A 20990-nucleotide genomic window follows, 5' to 3' on the forward strand; every position below is an offset into this window, starting at 1 on the left:
TCGTAGGCCTAGCGGCAGTACATGGCAAGCCGAAGACTTCGTCAGGGCATAAAAAACCGCCTGATCATGGCGGTTTTTTTATTTTAAGAGCCTATCTTGAAACAGAAAGCTTAGAGCAGAAAGATCGTCGCCAACCCCAGGAAGATGAAGAAACCGCCGCTGTCGGTCATCGCCGTAATCATGACGCTTGCTCCCATGGCAGGGTCTCGCCCCAGGCGCGCCAGCGCCATAGGGATGGAAACGCCCATCAGCGCCGCCAGCAGCAGATTGAGCGTCATGGCTGCGGTCATGACCACGCCTAGCGACCAACTGCCATACAGCATGTAGGCAACCACGCCGATCACCCCGCCCCAGAGCAAACCGTTGATCAAGCCGACAGCCAGTTCCTTGCGCAGCAAGCGGGCGGTATTACCGGTATTGACCTGATCCAGCGCCATCGCGCGAACGATCATGGTGATGGTCTGATTACCGGAGTTGCCACCAATCCCGGCCACGATAGGCATCAGCGCAGCGAGCGCCACCAGCTTCTCGATGGAGCCTTCGAACAGGCCGATCACGCGCGAAGCCAGGAAGGCCGTCACCAGATTGACTGCCAGCCAGGCCCAACGGTTGCGCAGGGAACGCCATACCGAAGCGAAAATATCTTCTTCTTCGCGCAGACCCGCCATGTTGAGAACTTCGCTTTCGCTCTCTTCACGAATCAGGTCGACCATTTCATCGATGGTCAGACGGCCGATCAGCTTGCCGTTCTTGTCCACCACCGGCGTAGAGATAAGGTCGTAACGCTCGAAGGCCTGTGCCGCATCGTAGGCATCGTCTTCCGGGTGAAAGCTGACCGGATCGTTGGCCATGACTTCGCCAACCTGCTTCTCCGGATCATTGACCAGCAGGCGCTTGATCGGCAGCACACCCTTGAGCACGCCTTCGGAGTCGACCACAAACAGTTTGTCGGTGTGGCCCGGCAGCTCTTTCAACCTGCGCAGGTAGCGCAGCACCACTTCAAGGCTGACATCCTCACGGATCGTCACCATCTCGAAGTCCATCAGCGCACCGACCTGATCCTCGTCATAGGACAAAGCCGAACGGACGCGCTCACGCTGTTGTGAATCCAGTGCCTCCATAAGCTCGTGAACGACATCACGGGGCAACTCGGGAGCAAGGTCAGCCAGTTCGTCGGCGTCCATGTCCCGTGCCGCCGCGAGCAACTCGTGATCATCCATGTCAGCGATCAGGGTTTCACGAACGGAATCGGATACTTCAAGAAGAATGTCGCCGTCACGCTCAGCCTTGACCAGCTGCCATACGGTCAGACGATCTTCCAGAGGCAGGGCTTCGAGGATATAAGCGACGTCGGCAGAGTGAAGGTCTTCGAGCTTGCGTTGCAACTCGACGAGGTTCTGCCGGTGAACCAGGTTTTCTACACGGTCCTGATGCTGACCTTCCTGACGATGGGTCAGGTCTTCAACAATACGCTGGCGCTGCAGCAGATCGACAACCTGAGCCAGGCGATCCTGCAAGCTTTCCTGCGTTTTTTTTACTTCTCTTTCGGTCATAGGCGAACTCCACTCCCAGCAGCGGAGCACGCCGGGAGATCAATCAGTTAATTCATGATTGTTGAAAAACATTATTGAGTAACGACTGGGTAAGTCCATGGAGGTGTTCCACAAGCCCCGGCGGAGCTGACGGGCGCAATGATACACCGCTTTTAGAGAAGCGCATGCGAGAAATTCGGCCTATAACAACCGTTTGCAGCACAAACCTGTAAAACTCTGTGAGCTGGCCCGGCCTCAACGTCACATTCAGCCAAGAAAACCTGCTCGCCGCCTCCAGAGGCTGCGGCTAGGCTTGCACGACACCCTGTCATGGAGGACTTGAGCATGCGCACAGCCGTTCATCTATCCCTGTGGAGCGCTCTACTCTGCGCTCCTGCACCCGCGACCGCCAGCACTGTTCATCGCTGCGAAGACGCTTCCGGAAAAATCATGTTCACCACTCTCGGCTGCCCTGAAGGCCACAGCACCAGCATGCAAAGGGCCTTCAATGCGCCACCGGGAACCAACATCGGGTTACTCCCGCCCGCAAACCTTTCAGCGCCAACACGCAGGAAGCCCGCGAGCCAGGAACTGGTAGTGGTCGGCACGCGCGATGATGGTTGCGGCAACCGCCTTAGCGCCGAACAGCGTCGGGCAGCTATCATCAACCAGCGCACACCTCCCGGCATGACTATGCGTGATGTCGAGAGCCTGCTGGGGCGTCCGGACAAAATCACCAACCGTAATGGCGAATTGCATTACGTGTACAACCAGAAAAAGGGCCGCAGCAACAATGTGACATTCGACGGGAACGGATGCGTTAAAGGAAAACGCTAGAAAGCAAAAAGCCCACATCTTTCGATGTGGGCTTTTCGTTGTATGGTGCACTCGACAGGATTCGAACCTGTGACCGCTCGGTTCGTAGCCGAGTACTCTATCCAGCTGAGCTACGAGTGCATTGGTGTTTTTAGACCAGATCACCTCTGGTTGAAGCCAGTTATCGGAAACCTTGTAATTGCTTACAACACTTCAAACAACTTTAAATGGTGCACTCGACAGGATTCGAACCTGTGACCGCTCGGTTCGTAGCCGAGTACTCTATCCAGCTGAGCTACGAGTGCATGTGTTGGTGCCGCGCATTATAGGTCGTAATATTGTTTAGTCAAGCACTTTTTCTAGTAAATTCAACAACTTACCGATCAAACCCAATCTTACGCACTACATAAATAATGGCGGAGAACGGGGGATTCGAACCCCCGACACCCTTTTGAGGTGTACTCCCTTAGCAGGGGAGCGCCTTCGGCCACTCGGCCAGCTCTCCGCAACACGGGGCGTATAATAACCACCCTTTTCCCCGTTTGCAAACCAAAAATTCAATAAAAATTAATGGCTTGGTTCTTCGTCCTTCTCTTTCTTGATGCGAAGGTAAATCTCTTCACGGTGGACAGCGACTTCCTTGGGCGCATTGACACCAATACGCACCTGATTACCCTTCACTCCGAGCACGGTCACGGTAATCTCACCGTCACCAATGATCAGGCTTTCCGCGCACCGACGAGTCAGAATCAGCATACTTTTCTCCTTACGCCTTTATTCAGGGACAACAGTCTGCAAACCAGTAGGCATCGACCTGTAGCACAAGGCCACAACCCTTACCTGTGTATCGACTAACGCAAAGAAAACCACAGCCTTTCTGCGCAGCACCCGAAAGACGCGGTCGGACCGCGTCCTTCGACGACAGGATCACTCACCCTGCCGCGGAGCATCCAGCTCAAAAGCCGTGTGCAACGCGCGCACAGCCAACTCCAGATACTTCTCTTCGATGACCACGGAAACCTTGATTTCCGACGTGGAGATCATCTGTATATTGATACTTTCCTTGGCCAATGCTTCAAACATACGGCTGGCAACGCCTGCATGCGAGCGCATGCCGACACCGACAATGGACACCTTGGCGATCTTGGTATCGCCGGACACTTCACGAGCGCTGATCTCACGCGCGGTGGACTCAAGCACCTGCAAGGCCGCCTGATAGTCGTTGCGATGGATCGTGAAGGTGAAATCGGTGGTGTTATCGTGCGAAACATTCTGCACGATCATGTCGACTTCGATATTGGCCGCGCTGATCGGGCCGAGAATCTTGAACGCTACGCCGGGGGTGTCTGGCACACCACGGATGGTCAGCTTGGCTTCATCGCGGTTGAAGGCGATGCCGGAAATGATCGGCTGTTCCATGGATTCCTCTTCATCGATTGTAATGAGGGTGCCCGGCCCCTCTTTGAAGCTGTGCAAAACGCGCAGCGGGACGTTGTATTTGCCGGCGAACTCGACCGCTCGGATCTGCAGCACCTTGGACCCGAGGCTGGCCATTTCCAGCATCTCTTCGAAGGTGATCTTGTCGAGGCGCTGAGCCTGCGACACGACACGCGGGTCGGTGGTGTACACACCATCGACGTCAGTGTAGATCTGGCACTCGTCAGCTTTCAGCGCTGCGGCCAGCGCAACACCGGTAGTGTCCGAGCCACCACGGCCGAGGGTGGTGATGTTGCCGTGCTCATCGACGCCCTGGAAGCCGGCGACCACCACCACACGACCGGCTTTCAGGTCGGAGCGGATCTTCTGGTCGTCGATCTGCAGGATGCGCGCCTTGTTGTGCGCGCTGTCGGTAAGGATACGGACCTGATTGCCGGTGTAGGACACCGCAGGCACGCCACGTTTCATCAGCGCCATCGCCAGCAGCGCGATGGTGACCTGCTCGCCAGTGGAAACGATCACGTCCAGCTCACGGGGAACCGGCTGATCACTGATCTGCCTGGCCAGCTCGATCAAACGGTTGGTTTCGCCGCTCATGGCCGACAGCACGACCACAAGGTCGTCTCCAGCCTCACGGAATTTCTTGACCTTGTCGGCCACCTGCTCGATGCGCTCTACAGAGCCCACCGAGGTGCCGCCAAATTTCTGTACGATTAAAGCCATCTCAAAGCCGCCTCAGAACCCGTTAAGAGCACCTATTAACCCATTCAAATCCTTGCAAGGCCTGCCGGCAATCGACAGGCCTGCAGACTCGACTCAGATACCCTGCTCTACAAAAGGAACGGCCAGTGCCAGCGCTGAATCCAACGCACCTGCATCGACACCACCGCCTTGAGCCATATCAGGACGCCCACCGCCTTTACCACCGACAGCGGCAGCCGCCTGCTTCATCAAATCACCGGCTTTGAGTTGGCCAGTCAGGTCCTTGGTCACGCCTGCGACCAAGACAACCTTGTCCTCATGAACACTGCCGAGCAGGATCACTGCGCGGCCGAGCTTGTTCTTCAACTGGTCGACAAGCGCCAGCAGCGCCTTGCCGTCCTGGCCATCCAGGCGCGTAGCCAGAACCTTGACCCCTTTGACATCCAGCGCGGCAGACGACATGTCGTCGCCGGCGGCACTGGCTGCCTTGGCTTGCAGTTGTTCCAGTTGTTTTTCCAGCAGACGGTTGCGCTCAAGCACAGCCGTCAGCTTGTCCAGCAGGTTGTCGCGATTGCCTTTGACCAGCGTCGCAGCTTCCTTGAGTTGATCTTCGGCCGCATTCAGCCAGGCCAGCGCAGCAGCACCGGTAACCGCCTCGATACGCCGCACACCTGCAGCGACACCGCCTTCACTGACGATCTTGAACAGCGCGATGTCACCGGTGCGGCTGGCGTGAATGCCACCACACAGCTCGACGGAAAACTCGCCGCCCATGCTCAGTACGCGAACACTGTCGCCGTACTTTTCGCCGAACAGCGCCATGGCGCCCTTCTTCTTCGCCGTGTCGATATCGGTTTCTTCGGTCATTACCTCGGTGTTCTTGCGAATCTCGGCGTTGACTATATCTTCCAGCGCACGCAGTTGATCGGGCTTGATCGCCTCGAAATGGCTGAAGTCAAAGCGCAGACGCTGACTGTCGACCAGCGAGCCTTTCTGTTGAACATGCTCACCCAGCACCTGACGCAATGCGGCGTGCAGCAAGTGAGTGGCCGAATGATTCAATTTGGTTGCATCGCGAACTTCATCGGCCACCTGTGTTTCAACCTGTGCGCCAACGCTCAGGCTGCCGGACGCCACAACACCGTGGTGCAGGAACGCACCGCCAGTCTTGGTGGTGTCACTGACATCAAAACGCACATCACCGGCATGCAGGAAACCACTGTCGCCGATCTGACCGCCTGATTCGGCATAGAACGGGGTGGTGTCGAGAATCACCACGCCCTCTTCGCCTTCATTCAGGTGAGTGACCGACTGACCTTCTTTATACAGCGACACAACGCTGGCGCTGCCAGTCGTTGCAGAGTAACCGGTGAACTGCGTGGCGACGTCGACCTTGACCAGGCTGTTGTAGTCCATGCCAAACGAGCTGGCCGAACGGGCGCGCACGCGCTGGGCGTCCATTTCACGCTCGAAGCCGGCTTCGTCCAGGGTCAGATTGCGCTCGCGGGCGATGTCACCCGTCAGGTCCATCGGGAAACCGTAGGTGTCGTACAGCTTGAACACGACTTCACCCGGCACCACGGTGCCTTTGAGGTCAGCCAGATCCTGTTCAAGAATTTTCAGACCCTGTTCAAGGGTCTTGGCGAACTGTTCCTCTTCACCTTTCAGCACGCGCTCGATATGCGACTGCTGTTGCACCAGCTCAGGGAACGCAGAGCCCATTTCGGCCACCAGCGCCGCAACGATCTGGTAGAAGAAGCTGCCCTTGGCACCCAGCTTGTTGCCGTGACGGCAGGCGCGACGAATGATGCGGCGCAGGACATAGCCACGACCTTCGTTGGAAGGCAGCACGCCGTCTGCGATCAGGAAACCGCAAGAACGGATGTGGTCCGCCACGACCTTCAGCGAAGCCTGGTTGTCATTGCTGCAACCAATGGCCTTGGCCGACGCAGCCAGCAGGCTCTGGAACAGGTCGATTTCATAGTTGGAATGTACGTGTTGCAGAACGGCACTGACACGCTCCAGGCCCATACCGGTATCGACCGAGGGCGCCGGCAGTGGGTGCAACACGCCATCAGCCGTACGGTTGAACTGCATGAATACGTTGTTCCAGATTTCGATGTAACGGTCACCGTCTTCTTCCGGCGAGCCTGGCGGGCCACCCCAGATTTCCGGGCCGTGATCGAAGAAAATCTCGCTGCAAGGACCGCATGGCCCGGTATCGCCCATCGTCCAGAAGTTATCGGAGGCGTAAGGCGCGCCTTTGTTGTCGCCGATACGAACCATGCGCTCGGCAGGCACGCCGATCTCTTTGGTCCAGATGTCGTAGGCTTCGTCGTCGGTCGCGTAGACCGTGACCCAAAGCTTTTCCTTGGGCAGGTTCAGCCATTTCTCGGAGGTCAGGAAAGTCCAGGCGTAGGTGATGGCATCACGCTTGAAATAGTCACCGAAGCTGAAGTTGCCCAGCATTTCGAAAAAAGTGTGGTGACGAGCGGTATAGCCGACGTTTTCCAGGTCATTGTGCTTGCCACCGGCACGCACGCATTTCTGACTGGTAACGGCGCGGGTGTAGGCGCGTTTTTCCTGGCCCAGGAAGCAATCCTTGAACTGGTTCATGCCTGCGTTAGTGAACAGCAGGGTTGGGTCATTGCCCGGAATCAAGGAGCTTGAAGCAACACGGGTGTGGCCTTGCTCTTCGAAGAAGCCAAGGAAGGCTTCACGGATTTCTGCGCTTTTCATAGGTTCTTCCACGGAGACTGCGGCCAGAGGCAAGTGCAAAACGTCAAATGACGTAGCGACGGCAAAGGGCCGCATTATATAGGCGTTGCGCCCTCGGTACAGTGTGTTTGTGCGATAGAAACAACTAACTGGATTATCGTCATCTCATGAGTGTTCAAAGGCTGCAAATGCAGCGATGACCTGTTCAACCTGCGCACGCGACACATTCAGATGGGTCACCATGCGCAGTCGCGACGCGGCTGTGAGCACGATGCCACGCTCGGCGCAGAACGCCTTGAGTGCTGCAGCGCGCTCACCAATCTGCACGTAGACCATATTGGTCTGCACCGGCTCGACAGCGTAGCCGAGCCCGCTCAGGCCTTCGGCCAGAAACGCAGCATTGGCATGGTCATCCGCCAGCCGCTCGACCTGATTATCCAGCGCGTAGAGCCCTGCGGCAGCCAGCACTCCGGCCTGACGCATGCCGCCACCGAGCATTTTGCGCAAGCGGCGCGCTCTGGCGATCAACGGCTGCGATCCGCACAGCACCGAGCCGATCGGTGCGCCCAGACCCTTGGAAAGGCACACCGATACCGAATCGAAGTGCCGGGTAATCTCGCGGACATCGACTCCCAGCCTGACCGATGAGTTGTACAGCCGTGCGCCGTCCAGATGAAGGGCGAGGCCTTTTTCCAGCGTCAGTGTGCGTGCGGCGGCCAGGTATTCCAACGGTAGCACCTTGCCCTGCATGGTGTTTTCCAGGGCCAGCAGGCGTGTGCGGGCGAAGTGAAAGTCATCGGGTTTGATGGCGTCGAGCACCTGCTGCAAGTCCAGCGAGCCATCGGCCTGCACGTCCAGTGGCTGTGGCTGAATAGAGCCCAGCACCGCTGCACCGCCGCCTTCGTACTTATACGTGTGGGCCTGCTGACCAACGATGTATTCATCGCCACGCTCACAGTGCGCCATCAGTGCCAGCAGATTGCTCATGGTGCCTGACGGCACGAACAGCGCAGCATCAAACCCGAGGCGCTCGTCGAGCGTCGCTTCGAGCAGGTTGACGGTTGGGTCCTCACCGTAGACGTCATCGCCAACGGGCGCACGTGCCATGGCATCGCGCATACCGGCCGTAGGCAGAGTCACTGTGTCGCTGCGCAGATCGATGACAGTCACGAAAAAGCTCCCTGAAGTTGAAGATCGATAATGCATGCAACCTTTGGCTTGCAACAAGGCATTACTGAAGACGCGGTACATGATAATCAAGCACCGCCGCTCTCGATACTCCGTGCCCTTATAAGAAAAAGGTAGGTGCACCGTACGAAAGTGTCCATGCATGATCCAGCGAACTGTGATAAAAATCCCGCGCCGGCCACGTAAAGTGCCGGCAACGTTCTCAGGGCGGGGTGCAATTCCCCACCGGCGGTAATGGCGCGCAATGCGTCTAGCCCGCGAGCGCTTGGGGGTCGCAGCTTTGGCTGGCGATCGGCAAGGTCAGCAGACCCGGTGTGATTCCGGGGCCGACGGTCATAGTCCGGATGAAGAGAGAGCGGGATTGGTGTCTGCAAGAACGTCTGCAAAACCTCATCATGAACGACATCGTTCAGGAGGCTTTCCTACGCGACTTGAATCCCTTTCGATCCAAACGCCCTGTTTTTTCCATAAAGGATGCTCCGATCAACTTGCCGCGCAGCGGTGGCAAGCCGTAATTTGCCAGGCACATAGCGCTATTTTTCTGAAAACGGTCTGATGCAGTGTGAGTCGAGCGCGTTTTTCGCTCGGTTTTCCGTGTTAAGCGCGCAACTCACCCAAACCCATTAGTCGCTTTCGAGCCATCCACAGGTTCGACAGGGCGAACAGCGTGGTCAGTTGGGCCGTGTTTTTCATCAGCCCACGAAAGCGTACTTTCACGTAACCAAACTGGCGCTTGATGACCCGAAACGGATGCTCGACCTTGGCGCGTGTCTGCGCTTTGCAGTACTCGATCTTGCGCTTGGCTTTGTACAACAGGCTGCGTTTGTTCAGCTTGGAATACGTGCTGCGCCGCGCCGCGATTTGCCAGATCACGTTACGATTTTCGTGCTCTTCACGCTTCTCGACACCGGTGTAGCCAGCGTCCGCATAGACCGCGTTTTCTTCCCCGTGGAGCAGTTCGGCGACTTGAGTGACATCGGCCACATTGGCCGCAGTGCCATGGACGTGATGAACCAGTCCAGACTCAACGTCAGCGCCGATGTGGGCCTTCATACCGAAGAAATACTGGTTACCCTTCTTTGTCTGATGCATCTCGGGATCACGCTCGCCGTCTTTGTTCTTGGTCGAGCTTGGGGCATGAATAATGGTGGCATCGACGATGGTGCCCTGGCGCAGCGACAGGCCTTTTTCCTGCAAATAACCGTTGATGACCGCGAGGATTGCAGGAGCCAGTTGATGTTTCTCCAGCAGGTGCCGGAAGTTCATGATCGTGGTGTCTTCCGGTATCGGCGCACTCAACGTCAGGCGTGCAAACTGGCGCATGGGGGTGATTTCGTAGAGCGCTTCTTCCATGGCCGGATCACTCAGGGAGAACCAGTTCTGCAGCAGGTGAATGCGCAGCATGGTTTCCAGCGGATAAGGTTTTCTGCCACCGCCGGCCTTGGGGTAGAACGGTTCGATCAGGCCCAGCAGACCTGTCCAGGGGACGACCTGATCCATCTCGGCGAGGAAGCGTTCGCGGCGTGTCTGCTTGCGCTTGCTGGCATATTCGAAATCGGAAAAGCTCATCTGGCTCATGGGAGGCTCGGATCAGGTGGTCAGGCGATTTTCGCATAACCGGGACTTGTTCGGAGATTCCTAAACAGGAGTCAGAACACGTGCAACCTACTGCAATCGACAGCAAAAGCAAAAACCACCCGAACGAACGCGTCGCCTTCATCCAGGCCTGCTGGCACAAGGATATCGTCGATCAAAGCCGTAAAGGTTTTATCGCCGAGATGGCCAATCATGGCTATGCGGAAAGTGACATCGACATCTTTGAAGTGGGCGGTGCCTTCGAAATTCCGCTGCATGCAAAACTGCTGGCCAATACCGGCCGCTACGCTGGCATCGTCGGCGCTGCACTGGTAGTGGACGGCGGCATCTATCGCCATGAATTCGTTGCGCAGTCAGTGGTCAGCGCGCTGATGCAGGTCCAGCTGGAAACCGAAGTACCGGTGTTTTCCGTGGTCCTGACACCGCACCACTTCCATGCGGGCGAAGAACATCAGAAGTTCTTCTTCGATCACTTCTCGCACAAAGGCGAAGAAGCGGCCAAGACCTGCGCTGACACCTTGAACAAGGTACGCAGCCTGCGTCGCCTGGACGCTCAGCAAAAAGCGGCCTGCTGAAACGCGTAGCAGCGGCACGAGAGGCGTTCTTCAGGACGGTCGCAAAGAGGACGCAGAGCGTCCAGAACGGCATGCCGACGCGGAGCGTCGCACGATAGTCGAGATTATCGCTCCTCACGCTGCAGCGTCGCACGATAGTTGAGATTATCGTTCCTCACGCTCCAGCGTGGGAATGCCGTTCTGGACGCTCTGCGTCCGATCTTGTGGGTGCCCAGCGATCAGCCAAGGCTACCCGCATCAGTCGGCACAATCAGAATCCCCGCCCGCAGGCCGTTTTTGACCTTCGGGTTGGGGAAGATGATTCTCGCGCCATCCTCCTCTACCACCCAGCGTGAACCACCCGCGTCTTCGGCCAGCACGTAGCCCTTTTCCAGCGGTGAGAAGTTTTCTACAGCATCGGCGAGGTTGAACGTGAATGCATCGGTGCGCTTGATGACTTCGCGTGCCACGCTGAACAGCTGCAACCCCTCAAGATTTTCATCCAGCTCGGGCTCGCGGCCTTCGATGATCTGCTCCAGACGCAGACGCAGCGGCGCAAGGTTGACCTGTTGGTTCTGGCCGAACGGCCGGGCCTTGCCCAGTTCCAGAGTAAAGGCCTCGGCACCCAGCTGATCGTAGGTATAGGCACTGAACACAATGGACGGTTTGTTCTGCAGCAACACCGCACTCATCCCCGCAGCACGCAGCCGGGCCAGTTCGAGACGCGAGTGCTGACGACCTTCTTTCCACGGGTACAGCGCGAACTGCTCGATCTTCGAACCGCGAATGGCAGTGTGCAGGTCGTAATGCAGGCGGTAGCGATCCGGCAGGCTGAAAAAGCTGGCGGCCAAGTGCTCCAGCTCGCAGGCACGCAGGGCTTCTGCACCGCCACTTTGCTCGTGACGACCGTTGAACAGCCGATTGACGTCCTGCTCGACAAACCGGGTACCGCGCCGCATGGCGTCGGGATTGCCAAACAGGAACAGAATACGTGCGCGCGGTTTAAGGTCGCCGCGCGCGATGCTGCGGATCAGTTCATCCAGCAGCTCGATGGGTGCAGTCTCGTTGCCATGAATACCGGCAGAGAGCAGCAGGTCCGTGCCATTGTCACGGACCTCCGGCGGGCGGACCTCCAGAGCCCCCTCGCCCATCCATCGCATTCGCACGCCTTCGACGGTCAGTTGAGTCTTTTCCGCTGGCTCACGTCCAGCCAGGGTCAGTTCAAGCAATTTGCCGAGGGCGAGCATAGGGCAACTTCCTTAGTGGTTGCAGTCAGGACCGTGAACGTGACCGTCTTCGTCGGCACCTGCGTCGGCTGGCTCCATTTCCAGTTGCAGGCTGACCAGGTTGGTTGCCAACGGGCGCAGCAGCAGGTTGGCGTACTCGGCATCGTCTTCTTCGACATCAACACCGATCAGCAATTGGCCACGGCCATCCTGCTGAATCCACAGCTCCTTGCCCTGCCAGATAATGGCAACGCGGGTGCAAGAGGTTTCCAGCTGGGCGCCATCGGTGTCTTCAAGGATCAGTTGCAGGGCGTCGCTCATAGTCGGAATGCTCTAGATAAAGAAATCATGCGCCAGACATTTGCCCGGCGCGCAGGGTGTTTCAATTCAGTTGAAACGGATAGACGGCACCCAGTTTAAGGATTTGCGTAAGTTCATCCAATGCCGTACGGCATTCGCTCAGCAATCGGGGATCGGCCAGATCGTTTTCACTCATGCGATCACGGTAGTGCCTGTCGACCCATTGCGTCAGCGTGTCGTACAGCGGCGCGGTCATGATCACGCCAGGGTTCACCGCAGCCAGCTCGGTTTCCTTGAGCGCCACACGCAGTCGCAGGCATGCAGGGCCGCCGCCGTTCTGCATGCTTTGCTTGAGGTCGAACACTTTGACCTGGGCAACCGGGCCGTCATCGGCAATCAATCGCTGCAGATAAGCCCAGACGCTCGCATTGGCCTGACACTCCTGCGGCACGATCAGCAGCATCGAGCCGTCCGGGCGTGACAACAACTGGCTATTGAACAGGTAAGAGCGCACCGCATCCTGCACCGAGACTTCGGCACGCGGCACACAAATCGCCCGCAACTGCCCACCGACACGGCCGAGTTTGTCGCGCAGCTCATTGAGCATCAGCTCGGTGTTGAGGAATGCATCCTCGTGATAGAACAGCACCTCACCGTTGCCGACCGCGATCACATCGTTATGAAATACACCCTGATCAATGACCGCCGGGTTCTGCTGAGCATAAACCACGCCGCCCTCGCTCAAGCCATGCAAACGCGCAACAGCTCGTGACGCTTCCAGGGTCTGGCGGGCCGGATACTTTTGCGGTGCCGGGTAGCGGGTATCGAACGCACTGCGGCCAAAAACGAAAAACTCCACACCGGGCTGGCCGTAGTCCTGACAGAAACGGGTGTGGTTGGCCGCGCCTTCGTCACCGAACTGCGCGACTGGTGGCAACGCAGGATGATGGGCAAAGTGCTTTGCATCGGCAAACATCGCCCCCAGCACGCGGCTGGTGGTCGGGTGCTCGATGCTGCGATGGTATTTGCAGTTGAGGTTGGCCGCCGTGAAATGCACGCGCCCATCTACCGTGTCTGCACTGGGGCTGACCGTCGCGGCGTTGGCCACCCACATGCTCGATGCCGAGCAACTGGCAACCAGCAACGGCATGTCCTGACGGGCAGCTTTTTCAATCACCTGTTCATCGCTGCCGGTGAAACCCAACTGCCGCAAACCGGCCACATCAGGGCGTTCCTGCGGTGCCAGCACGCCCTGGGTAAAACCCAGGTCCATCAGCGCTTTCATTTTCGCCAGGCCTTGCAGCGCCGCTTCACGCGGGTTCGCGCATTGCTGGCTGTTACTCTGGGAGGCGACATTACCGTAGGACAACCCGCCGTAGTTGTGGGTTGGCCCGACCAGACCGTCAAAATTCACTTCACAGGACTTCATCGGCAAGGCTCCGTGGATCTGTTTTTATAAGCAATCGTGCGCACCCTGTCAGCTCAGCCTGATGCCGGGAGTCAGTGTCGTCGGCAGGGTCAGGCTGCCCGCCTCCAGCGAAGCCACCGGATAGGCGCAATAGTCGGCTGCGTAATAAGCGCTGGCGCGGTGGTTGCCCGAGGCGCCGACCCCGCCGAACGGTGCGCTGCTGGCGGCGCCGGTCAGCTGTTTGTTCCAGTTGACGATCCCGGCGCGGCTGTGCAGCCAGAACTGCTGATAGCGTGCTTCGGAGTCCGAGAGCAAGCCTGCCGCCAGGCCATAGCGAGTGGCGTTGGCTTCGGCGATGGCGGCGTCGAAACCGGCGTAGCGGATAACCTGCAACAGCGGGCCGAACAGCTCTTCGTCAGGCCGCTCGGCGACCGCGCTGACATCGATAATGCCCGGCGTCAGCAGCGCTGCTCCGGCCTGCGGCTGACGCATTTCCAGCAAGGTCACTGCGCCGTTGGCGAGCAGGTTGCGCTGCGCGTCGAGCAAGGCGTGTGCGGCCTCCAGTGAAATGACCGAGCCCATGAACGGAGACGGCTGCTGATCGAACGCCCCCACCTCGATAGTCGCGCTGACGGCAACCAGCCGCGCCAGCAAGGCATCGCCCCAGTCGCCCTCGGGCACCAACAGGCGACGCGCGCAGGTGCAGCGCTGGCCTGCAGAAATGAACGTCGACTGAATGATGGTGTAAACCGCTGCGTCGATGTCCTGAACCTGATCAACGATCAGTGGATTGTTACCGCCCATTTCCAACGCGAGAATTTTGTCGGGACGCCCGGCGAACTGTTGGTGCAGCGCATCACCGGTGCGGCTTGAGCCGGTGAAGAACAGCCCGTCGATGCCTGGGTTGGCAGCCAGTGCGATACCGGTTTCGCGCCCGCCTTGCAGCAGGTTGAGAACACCGGCAGGCAACCCGGCTTCGATCCAGCACTTGATGGTCAGTTCGGCGACTTTCGGCGTCAGTTCGCTGGGCTTGAACACTACCGTATTGCCCGCCAGCAAGGCCGGAACGATGTGCCCGTTAGGGAATCTCCGAACAAGTCCCGGTTATGCGAAAATCGCCTGACCACCTGATCCGAGCCTCCCATGAGCCAGATGAGCTTTTCCGATTTCGAATATGCCAGCAAGCGCAAGCAGACACGCCGCGAACGCTTCCTCGCCGAGATGGATCAGGTCGTCCCCTGGACAGGTCTGCTGGGCCTGATCGAACCGTTCTACCCCAAGGCCGGCGGTGGCAGAAAACCTTATCCGCTGGAAACCATGCTGCGCATTCACCTGCTGCAGAACTGGTTCTCCCTGAGTGATCCGGCCATGGAAGAAGCGCTCTACGAAATCACCCCCATGCGCCAGTTTGCACGCCTGACGTTGAGTGCGCCGATACCGGAAGACACCACGATCATGAACTTCCGGCACCTGCTGGAGAAACATCAACTGGCTCCTGCAATCCTCGCGGTCATCAACGGTTATTTGCAGGAAAAAGGCCTGTCGCTGCGCCAGGGCACCATCGTCGATGCCACCATTATTCATGCCCCAAGCTCGACCAAGAACAAAGACGGCGAGCGTGATCCCGAGATGCATCAGACAAAGAAGGGTAACCAGTATTTCTTCGGTATGAAGGCCCACATCGGCGCTGACGTTGAGTCTGGACTGGTTCATCACGTCCATGGCACTGCGGCCAATGTGGCCGATGTCACTCAAGTCGCCGAACTGCTCCACGGGGAAGAAAACGCGGTCTATGCGGACGCTGGCTACACCGGTGTCGAGAAGCGTGAAGAGCACGAAAATCGTAACGTGATCTGGCAAATCGCGGCGCGGCGCAGCACGTATTCCAAGCTGAACAAACGCAGCCTGTTGTACAAAGCCAAGCGCAAGATCGAGTACTGCAAAGCGCAGACACGCGCCAAGGTCGAGCATCCGTTTCGGGTCATCAAGCGCCAGTTTGGTTACGTGAAAGTACGCTTTCGTGGGCTGATGAAAAACACGGCCCAACTGACCACGCTGTTCGCCCTGTCGAACCTGTGGATGGCTCGAAAGCGACTAATGGGTTTGGGTGAGTTGCGCGCTTAACACGGAAAACCGAGCGAAAAACGCGCTCGACTCACACTGCATCAGACCGTTTTCAGAAAAATAGCGCTATGTGCCTGGCAAATTACGGCTTGCCACCGCTGCGCGGCAAGTTGATCGGAGCATCCTTAGGCAGATGACCAGGAAAGTTGTACGGCCCGAACACCGCGACCACGCCATGTGGCTTATGACGCAATACTGCCGTGGCGTCGCCCAGCGGCCCGCTCTTTTCGCCGGTTCGTTCGCGATAGCTCTGCACCGAGATGGCAATCTTGTTGACCATGCTGGTTACTTCGGTCGCTGACTCCCACAAAGGCTTGCCGGTTTCTTCACCGATGCAATGCGCCAGTTCATCGGCGCGGCCCTTGAGGCTGGCAGCAAAGGCCTCCAGCACAGCAATGCGCTGATCCAGAGAGCGCTGCGCCCAGCCGGGAAATGCCTGACGCGCAGCCTGCACTGCGTAATCGACTTGTTCTGGCGTAGCAGCCTGCCCAGACCAGAGCGTTTGCTGGCTCACCGGGTTCAACGAATGGAACAGCTCGCCCTGCCCGGCCTGCCATGCACCTGCAATGTAGAGGGTACTCATCAAACGCCCTCCCGCGCCGCAGACAAAGGCACGGCGCGCACGTTGTCGCCTGCACTCATGCGCAGCCGCTTGGCGGTTTGTGGCGCAACCACCAGCGTGCCAGCGGCGAAACGCGCAGCGCCTACCGTAATGCGGCAGTCTTCACGCTTGCGGTTGTAAATCAGAAACTGCGGCGCATCGTCACCTGGCGTACCGATGGCCAGTACCAGCGTCTGGCTGTCCTTGATTGCGCGAATCTTGCCGGTCTCGCACTCGATGGCAGGCCCAGCATCGAAGATGTCGACGTAACCCTGATACGAGAAACCCTCGCCCTTGAGCATGGTCAGCGCAGGCTCGGTGTCGGCATGCACGCGGCCGATCACATTGCGTGCATCTTCGGAAAGAAAGCAGCTGTACAGCGGAAACTTGGGCATCAACTCGGCAATGAATGCCTTGTTGCCAACACCGGTCAGGTAATCGGCCTGGCTGAATTCCATCTTGAAGAAATGCCGACCCAGACTTTCCCAGAACGGCGACCGGCCATTCTCGTCGGACATGCCACGCATCTCGGCAATGATCTTGTTACCGAACAGCTTCGGAAATTCGGCGATGAACAGCATGCGCGCCTTGGACAGCAGGCGGCCATTGAGGCCATTGCGTGAATCGCTGTGCAGGAACAGCGAGCACAGCTCGGAATTGCCGGTCAGGTCGTTGGCCAGGAACAGGGTCGGGATTTCCCGGTAGATGTTCAGTTCCTGCGACGCACTGACCGTGAGGCCGACCCGATAGTTGTACCAGGGCTCGCGCAGGCCGACCGCCCCGGCGATGGCAGAGATACCGACCACCCGACCATCGTCATCTTCAAGCACGAACAGATAGTCGGCATCGCCGCGCTCGGCTTCTCCGCGAAAGGTCTTTTCAGCCCAGCCTACCCGGTGCGCGAGACGCTGGTCATTGGCGGGCAGTGTCGTCAGACCGGCACCGGTGCTGCGCGCCAGCTCGATCAGCGCAGGCAGGTCACTGCTGCGTACAGGACGAACGATCATGTTATCTCCTCAGCGGCTCATCGAGAGCCTTGAAACTCGCTAATCGGCTATCGAACGTCTGGCTCAGACCGCGACGATCCGCACACTGGCACCTTCACCAACGCCCAGTGCTTCGGCGGCCTGCAGGCTCAGCACCACCGGTCTGCCAGGTGCCCAGTCCAGTTCCAGGAGCACCGCGCGGTAATCCTGCAACAGGCCGTTGGCAACCAGATAAAGACGCCCGCCTGTGCCGACATCGCTGCTTTGCGCGGTTTCGACCTTGACCGGCACCAGACGGCTCTGCGCGATGGACCGGATTCCGGATACCTTGGCATGCAGGGTCGGGCCACCGTCGAAGATGTCGATGTAATGGTCGGTTTCAAAGCCTTCGCGCATCAGGATGTCGAAGGTGATCTGCGCACGCGGATGCACCTGACCCATGGCCTCCTGCGCAGCGTCAGGCAGCAATGGCACGTAGATCGGGTAATGCGGCATCAGCTCGGCGAGGAAGGTCCGGCTTTTCAGCCCGCACAGGCGCTCGGCAGCGGCGTAGTTGAGATCGAAGAAGTTGCGCCCGATGGCATCCCAGAATGGCGAATCTCCCTGTTCGTCGCTGTAACCGACGATCTCGGTGACCACCGAATCGGCGAAACGCTCGGGGTGACTGGCAACAAACAGCAGGCGGCCGCGAGAGTTGAGCTCCGACCAAGCAGTGCCAACCAGCTCCGGGACCACGTAGAAACTGGTCAGCAGGCTGTTACCGGTCAGGTCGTGACACTGGGACAGAACATGGATCTTGTTATGGATCTTCAGTTCGCGGGAAGCATGCACGAAGGTTTCGTTGCGAAAACTGTAAAACGGCTCGGAGTAGCCCGCCGAAGCAACAATGCCCGAGCAGCCCACCAGCTTGCCGCTTTCGCTGTCTTCGAGCACGAAAAAGTAGGTTTCTTCGCCGTTGAAGCTGACCTCGGCGGCGAATGATGCCTCCGACGAGCCGATCTTGTCGGTCAGGCGGCCAGCATCGTCGGGCAAGGACGTGACACCGATAGGGCTGTCGGCAGCGAGGCGTTGAACCTCGGCCAGATCAGCCATTTGCGCAGGGCGCATCACCAGCATGGTGCCACTCCTTGTAGATCGACCGGCATTTACGCCGGCACTGGTAAAAGCACCACACGGCATCATGCCGCACAGCACAGGAAAATGTCCGGTGTTTGCCGATCAGGCAGACACCGGGATAAAGCGGATGAATCAGGACGTCAGCTTGGCGATGGCACGCTCGAAGCGGTTCAGGCCTTCTTCGATGTCTGCGTCTTCAATCACCAGGCTCGGCGCGAAACGGATCACGTCGGGACCGGCCTGCAGAATCATCAGATCCTGGGCTTCAGCGGCGTTGAAAATGTCCTTGGCCTTGCCTTTCCAGGCGTCGGACAGCACGCAGCCGATCAACAGGCCCAGGCCGCGCACTTCGGTGAACACGCCATATTGCTGGCCGATGCTCTCCAGGCGGGTCTTGAATTGCTGATGCTTGCGCTGCACGCCAGCCAGCACTTCAGGCGTATTGACGACATCAATCACCGCTTCACCGACCGCGCAGGCCAGCGGGTTGCCGCCATACGTGGTGCCGTGAACGCCGACCGCAAAGTGTTTGGCAAGTTTTTCAGTGGTCAGCATGGCCGCCAGGGGGAAGCCGCCACCGATGCTTTTAGCGCTGGAAAGTATGTCCGGGGTCACGCCGTAATGCATGTAGGCGAACAGATGACCGCTACGGCCCATGCCGCTCTGCACTTCATCGAATACCAGCAACGCGTTGTGCTCGTCACACAGCTTGCGCGCGCTTTGCAGGTATTCCAGCTGGCCCGGCAACACGCCGCCCTCGCCTTGAATCGGCTCCAGCACCACGGCGCAGGTCTTGTCGGTAACAGCCGCTTTCAACGCTTCAAGGTCGTTGTACGGCACGTGGCTGATGCCGGTGATTTTCGGCCCGAAACCATCGGAGTATTTCGGCTGGCCACCGACGCTGACAGTGAACAGGGTACGGCCATGAAAACTGTTCAGCGCCGCGATGATTTCGTATTTTTCCGGGCCGTACTGGTCATGCGCCACACGACGCGCCAGCTTGAAGGCGGCTTCGTTGGCTTCAGCACCCGAGTTACAGAAGAACACGCGCTCGGCGAAGGTCGAATCCACCAGCTTTTTCGCCAGACGCAGGGTCGGCTCGTTGGTGAAAACGTTGGACACATGCCAGAGGTTGTTGGCCTGCTCGGTCAAGGCACCGACCAGCGCCGGATGGCAGTGGCCCAATACGTTGACGGCGATCCCGCCCGAGAAATCCACCAGTTCGCGCCCCGCCTGATCCCAGACCCGGGAGCCCGCACCGCGCACGGGGATGAACCCGGCCGGGGCGTAATTGGGGACCATTACCTGGTCGAAATCGGCGCGTTGCACCGCAGCATGCTCAACGGACATCGGAGTCTCCTGATGAGGAACGCCTGCCTGAAACTGGCGAGCGATGGGAAGATTGTAAGGACTGAATTGTGTTCGGCCTTGCCGCCAGGCGACAACTTGTTACAGCGCAAAACCGGGTTTTTTCAAGGTTTTCGGCAATGCGACATATTGCGTCACAAAGGCGCAGTTTAAACGGATTGAGGCCGGCCTGTCTGGACCAGAGCTGTCGCGGCAGCACTTCTATCGTGACAAGACAATCAACCGCGTTCGGCAGGCACCGGCGAAAGTTCGAACGGGCTGCTGCTGCGTCGCTGGTTGCGGTCTTCACGCGGCGTGGCACCGAAGAAGTTGCGGTAGGCGCTGGAGAAGTGCGGCCCCGAGGAAAAACCGCACGAAAGACCGATCTGAATGATCGACTTGCTGGTCTGCATCAACATCTGACGCGCCTTGTTCAGGCGCAGCTCCAGGTAATACTGACTGGGTACACGGTTGAGGTACTGCTTGAAGATTCGCTCTAGCTGACGGCGCGACACACACACGTGCTGGGCGATTTCGTCAGTGGTCAACGGCTCTTCGATGTTGGCTTCCATCAACAGTACAGCCTGGGTCAGCTTTGGATGGCTGGAGCCCAGACGGTTCTGCAACGGAATGCGCTGACGCTCGCCGCCTTCGCGAATGCGTTCGACCACCAGTTCTTCGGAAACCGCCCCGGCCAGTTCCGCGCCATGATCGCGAGACAGCACCGCCAGCAGCAGGTCGAGCACCGACATGCCACCGCAGGCGGTCAGACGATCCCGGTCCCAGTCGAACAAATGGCTGGTGGCGATGACCTTGGGGAAGCGCTCGGCGAAGTCGTCCTGCCAGCGCCAGTGCACGGCAGCGCGATAGCCATCCAGCAGGCCCAGTTGCGCGAGCGGGTAAACGCCCGCCGACAGCCCGCCAATCGAACAGCCGGCACGCACCAGTTGCTTGAGCGCGCTGCCCAGCGCCGGAGCCACGCCTGCCGGAGGCTCATCAGCGAGCAGAAACAGCTTCTGAAAACCGTCCAGTCGCCCGGTCCAGGGCTCGCCCGGCAATTGCCAGGCTCCGGCAACCGCTGTCGGCTCCCCTGCCTCGGCCTGTAGAAACGACAATTCGTAGACCACTTCAGGATGAACGCGCTGAGCGACACGCAAGGCTTCCTCGGCAAGTGCCAGAGTCAGGGCTTTGGTGCCAGGCCAGACGAGAAAACCTATTCGATGGGCAGTCATTGGGACATCCGATACGTATTGCCGCAAAAGCCGAGCCTCAGAAGATGGCTCGATCTGGAACATCCAGGTCATGTCGCGCGTCGCGCAGCATGCCCTGTTCTGCCGTA

16 protein-coding genes, 3 tRNA genes, 2 pseudogenes and 1 riboswitch are annotated in these 20990 nt (G+C 58.6%); of the genes and pseudogenes, 3 read left to right on the top strand and 18 right to left on the bottom strand.

What is annotated here, in order from left to right:
* Positions 1 to 110 precede the first annotated feature (110 nt).
* Positions 111 to 1553 carry a magnesium transporter gene (mgtE, locus tag AC4ANE_RS19045; protein WP_002554424.1) on the bottom strand — a complete coding sequence of 481 codons (1443 nt, stop codon included), beginning with the start codon at positions 1551 to 1553 and terminating at the stop codon, positions 111 to 113.
* Positions 1554 to 1877: 324 nt separating this feature from the next.
* On the opposite strand from mgtE, the gene bamE reads away from it, so the two are divergent.
* Positions 1878 to 2369 (top strand): outer membrane protein assembly factor BamE domain-containing protein, encoded by a 492-nt coding sequence (bamE, locus tag AC4ANE_RS19050; protein ID WP_002554425.1) that lies wholly within the window; start codon positions 1878 to 1880, stop codon positions 2367 to 2369.
* Positions 2370 to 2412: 43 nt separating this feature from the next.
* Here bamE and AC4ANE_RS19055 read toward each other — a convergent pair.
* The 8 genes from AC4ANE_RS19055 to AC4ANE_RS19090 form a co-directional block, all read right to left on the bottom strand.
* A tRNA-Arg gene (locus tag AC4ANE_RS19055) sits at positions 2413 to 2489 on the bottom strand.
* A gap of 87 nt (positions 2490 to 2576) precedes the next feature.
* Positions 2577 to 2653: transfer RNA gene (locus AC4ANE_RS19060), tRNA-Arg, on the bottom strand.
* Between the two features lie 109 nt (positions 2654 to 2762).
* Positions 2763 to 2853 (bottom strand) — tRNA-Ser (locus tag AC4ANE_RS19065).
* 62 nt (positions 2854 to 2915) lie between these two features.
* A complete protein-coding gene (csrA, locus tag AC4ANE_RS19070; protein ID WP_002554426.1) occupies positions 2916 to 3104 on the bottom strand; it encodes a carbon storage regulator CsrA in 189 nt (62 codons plus the stop codon).
* A gap of 171 nt (positions 3105 to 3275) precedes the next feature.
* Positions 3276 to 4508, bottom strand: coding sequence for an aspartate kinase (locus AC4ANE_RS19075; RefSeq protein ID WP_002554427.1), 1233 nt, complete (start codon positions 4506 to 4508; stop codon positions 3276 to 3278).
* 93 nt (positions 4509 to 4601) lie between these two features.
* A complete protein-coding gene (gene alaS, locus AC4ANE_RS19080; RefSeq protein WP_002554428.1) occupies positions 4602 to 7226 on the bottom strand; it encodes an alanine--tRNA ligase in 2625 nt (874 codons plus the stop codon).
* Positions 7227 to 7370: 144 nt separating this feature from the next.
* A complete protein-coding gene (gene ltaE, locus AC4ANE_RS19085; RefSeq protein WP_002554429.1) occupies positions 7371 to 8375 on the bottom strand; it encodes a low-specificity L-threonine aldolase in 1005 nt (334 codons plus the stop codon).
* Positions 8376 to 8587: 212 nt separating this feature from the next.
* Positions 8588 to 8754, top strand: a riboswitch (FMN riboswitch).
* 236 nt (positions 8755 to 8990) lie between these two features.
* Positions 8991 to 9971 (bottom strand): IS5 family transposase, encoded by a 981-nt coding sequence (locus AC4ANE_RS19090; RefSeq protein ID WP_044424202.1) that lies wholly within the window; start codon positions 9969 to 9971, stop codon positions 8991 to 8993.
* Positions 9972 to 10051: 80 nt separating this feature from the next.
* Here AC4ANE_RS19090 and AC4ANE_RS19095 point away from each other — a divergent pair, with 80 nt between their 5' ends.
* Positions 10052 to 10564, top strand: a complete 513-nt coding sequence (locus AC4ANE_RS19095) for a 6,7-dimethyl-8-ribityllumazine synthase (RefSeq protein WP_002554430.1) — start codon at positions 10052 to 10054, stop codon at positions 10562 to 10564.
* A gap of 218 nt (positions 10565 to 10782) precedes the next feature.
* On the opposite strand, the gene astE is transcribed toward AC4ANE_RS19095, so the two are convergent.
* The 4 genes and pseudogenes from astE to astD all read right to left on the bottom strand — a co-directional run.
* Complete coding sequence (gene astE, locus AC4ANE_RS19100) at positions 10783 to 11790, bottom strand: succinylglutamate desuccinylase (protein ID WP_002554431.1); 1008 nt, start codon at positions 11788 to 11790, stop codon at positions 10783 to 10785.
* A gap of 12 nt (positions 11791 to 11802) precedes the next feature.
* Positions 11803 to 12090, bottom strand: a complete 288-nt coding sequence (locus AC4ANE_RS19105; RefSeq protein ID WP_002554432.1) for a hypothetical protein — start codon at positions 12088 to 12090, stop codon at positions 11803 to 11805.
* 61 nt (positions 12091 to 12151) lie between these two features.
* Positions 12152 to 13498 carry an N-succinylarginine dihydrolase gene (gene astB, locus AC4ANE_RS19110; protein WP_002554433.1) on the bottom strand — a complete coding sequence of 449 codons (1347 nt, stop codon included), beginning with the start codon at positions 13496 to 13498 and terminating at the stop codon, positions 12152 to 12154.
* Positions 13499 to 13546: 48 nt separating this feature from the next.
* A pseudogene (gene astD, locus AC4ANE_RS19115) lies at positions 13547 to 14560 on the bottom strand (succinylglutamate-semialdehyde dehydrogenase); the annotation flags it as partial.
* A 60-nt stretch (positions 14561 to 14620) separates the two neighbouring features.
* On the opposite strand from astD, the gene AC4ANE_RS19120 reads away from it, so the two are divergent.
* Positions 14621 to 15601, top strand: coding sequence for an IS5 family transposase (locus AC4ANE_RS19120; RefSeq protein WP_044424202.1), 981 nt, complete (start codon positions 14621 to 14623; stop codon positions 15599 to 15601).
* A 127-nt stretch (positions 15602 to 15728) separates the two neighbouring features.
* On the opposite strand, the pseudogene AC4ANE_RS19125 reads toward AC4ANE_RS19120, so the two are convergent.
* The 5 genes and pseudogenes from AC4ANE_RS19125 to argR form a co-directional block, all read right to left on the bottom strand.
* Positions 15729 to 16187: pseudogene (locus tag AC4ANE_RS19125) on the bottom strand (aldehyde dehydrogenase family protein); the annotation flags it as partial.
* Entirely contained in the window at positions 16184 to 17209 is a 1026-nt protein-coding gene (astA, locus tag AC4ANE_RS19130; protein WP_002554435.1) for an arginine N-succinyltransferase, read from the bottom strand. The gene astA and the pseudogene AC4ANE_RS19125, both read right to left, overlap by 4 nt.
* Before the next feature lie 63 nt (positions 17210 to 17272).
* Positions 17273 to 18304 (bottom strand): arginine/ornithine succinyltransferase subunit alpha, encoded by a 1032-nt coding sequence (aruF, locus tag AC4ANE_RS19135; protein WP_002554436.1) that lies wholly within the window; start codon positions 18302 to 18304, stop codon positions 17273 to 17275.
* A gap of 132 nt (positions 18305 to 18436) precedes the next feature.
* Positions 18437 to 19654, bottom strand: coding sequence for an aspartate aminotransferase family protein (locus tag AC4ANE_RS19140; protein WP_002554437.1), 1218 nt, complete (start codon positions 19652 to 19654; stop codon positions 18437 to 18439).
* 236 nt (positions 19655 to 19890) lie between these two features.
* On the bottom strand, positions 19891 to 20883 hold the full coding sequence (gene argR, locus AC4ANE_RS19145; RefSeq protein WP_002554438.1) for a transcriptional regulator ArgR: 993 nt from the start codon (positions 20881 to 20883) through the stop codon (positions 19891 to 19893).
* Positions 20884 to 20990 lie beyond the last annotated feature (107 nt).

The organism is Pseudomonas sp. Pme6b (genome assembly GCF_058129925.1).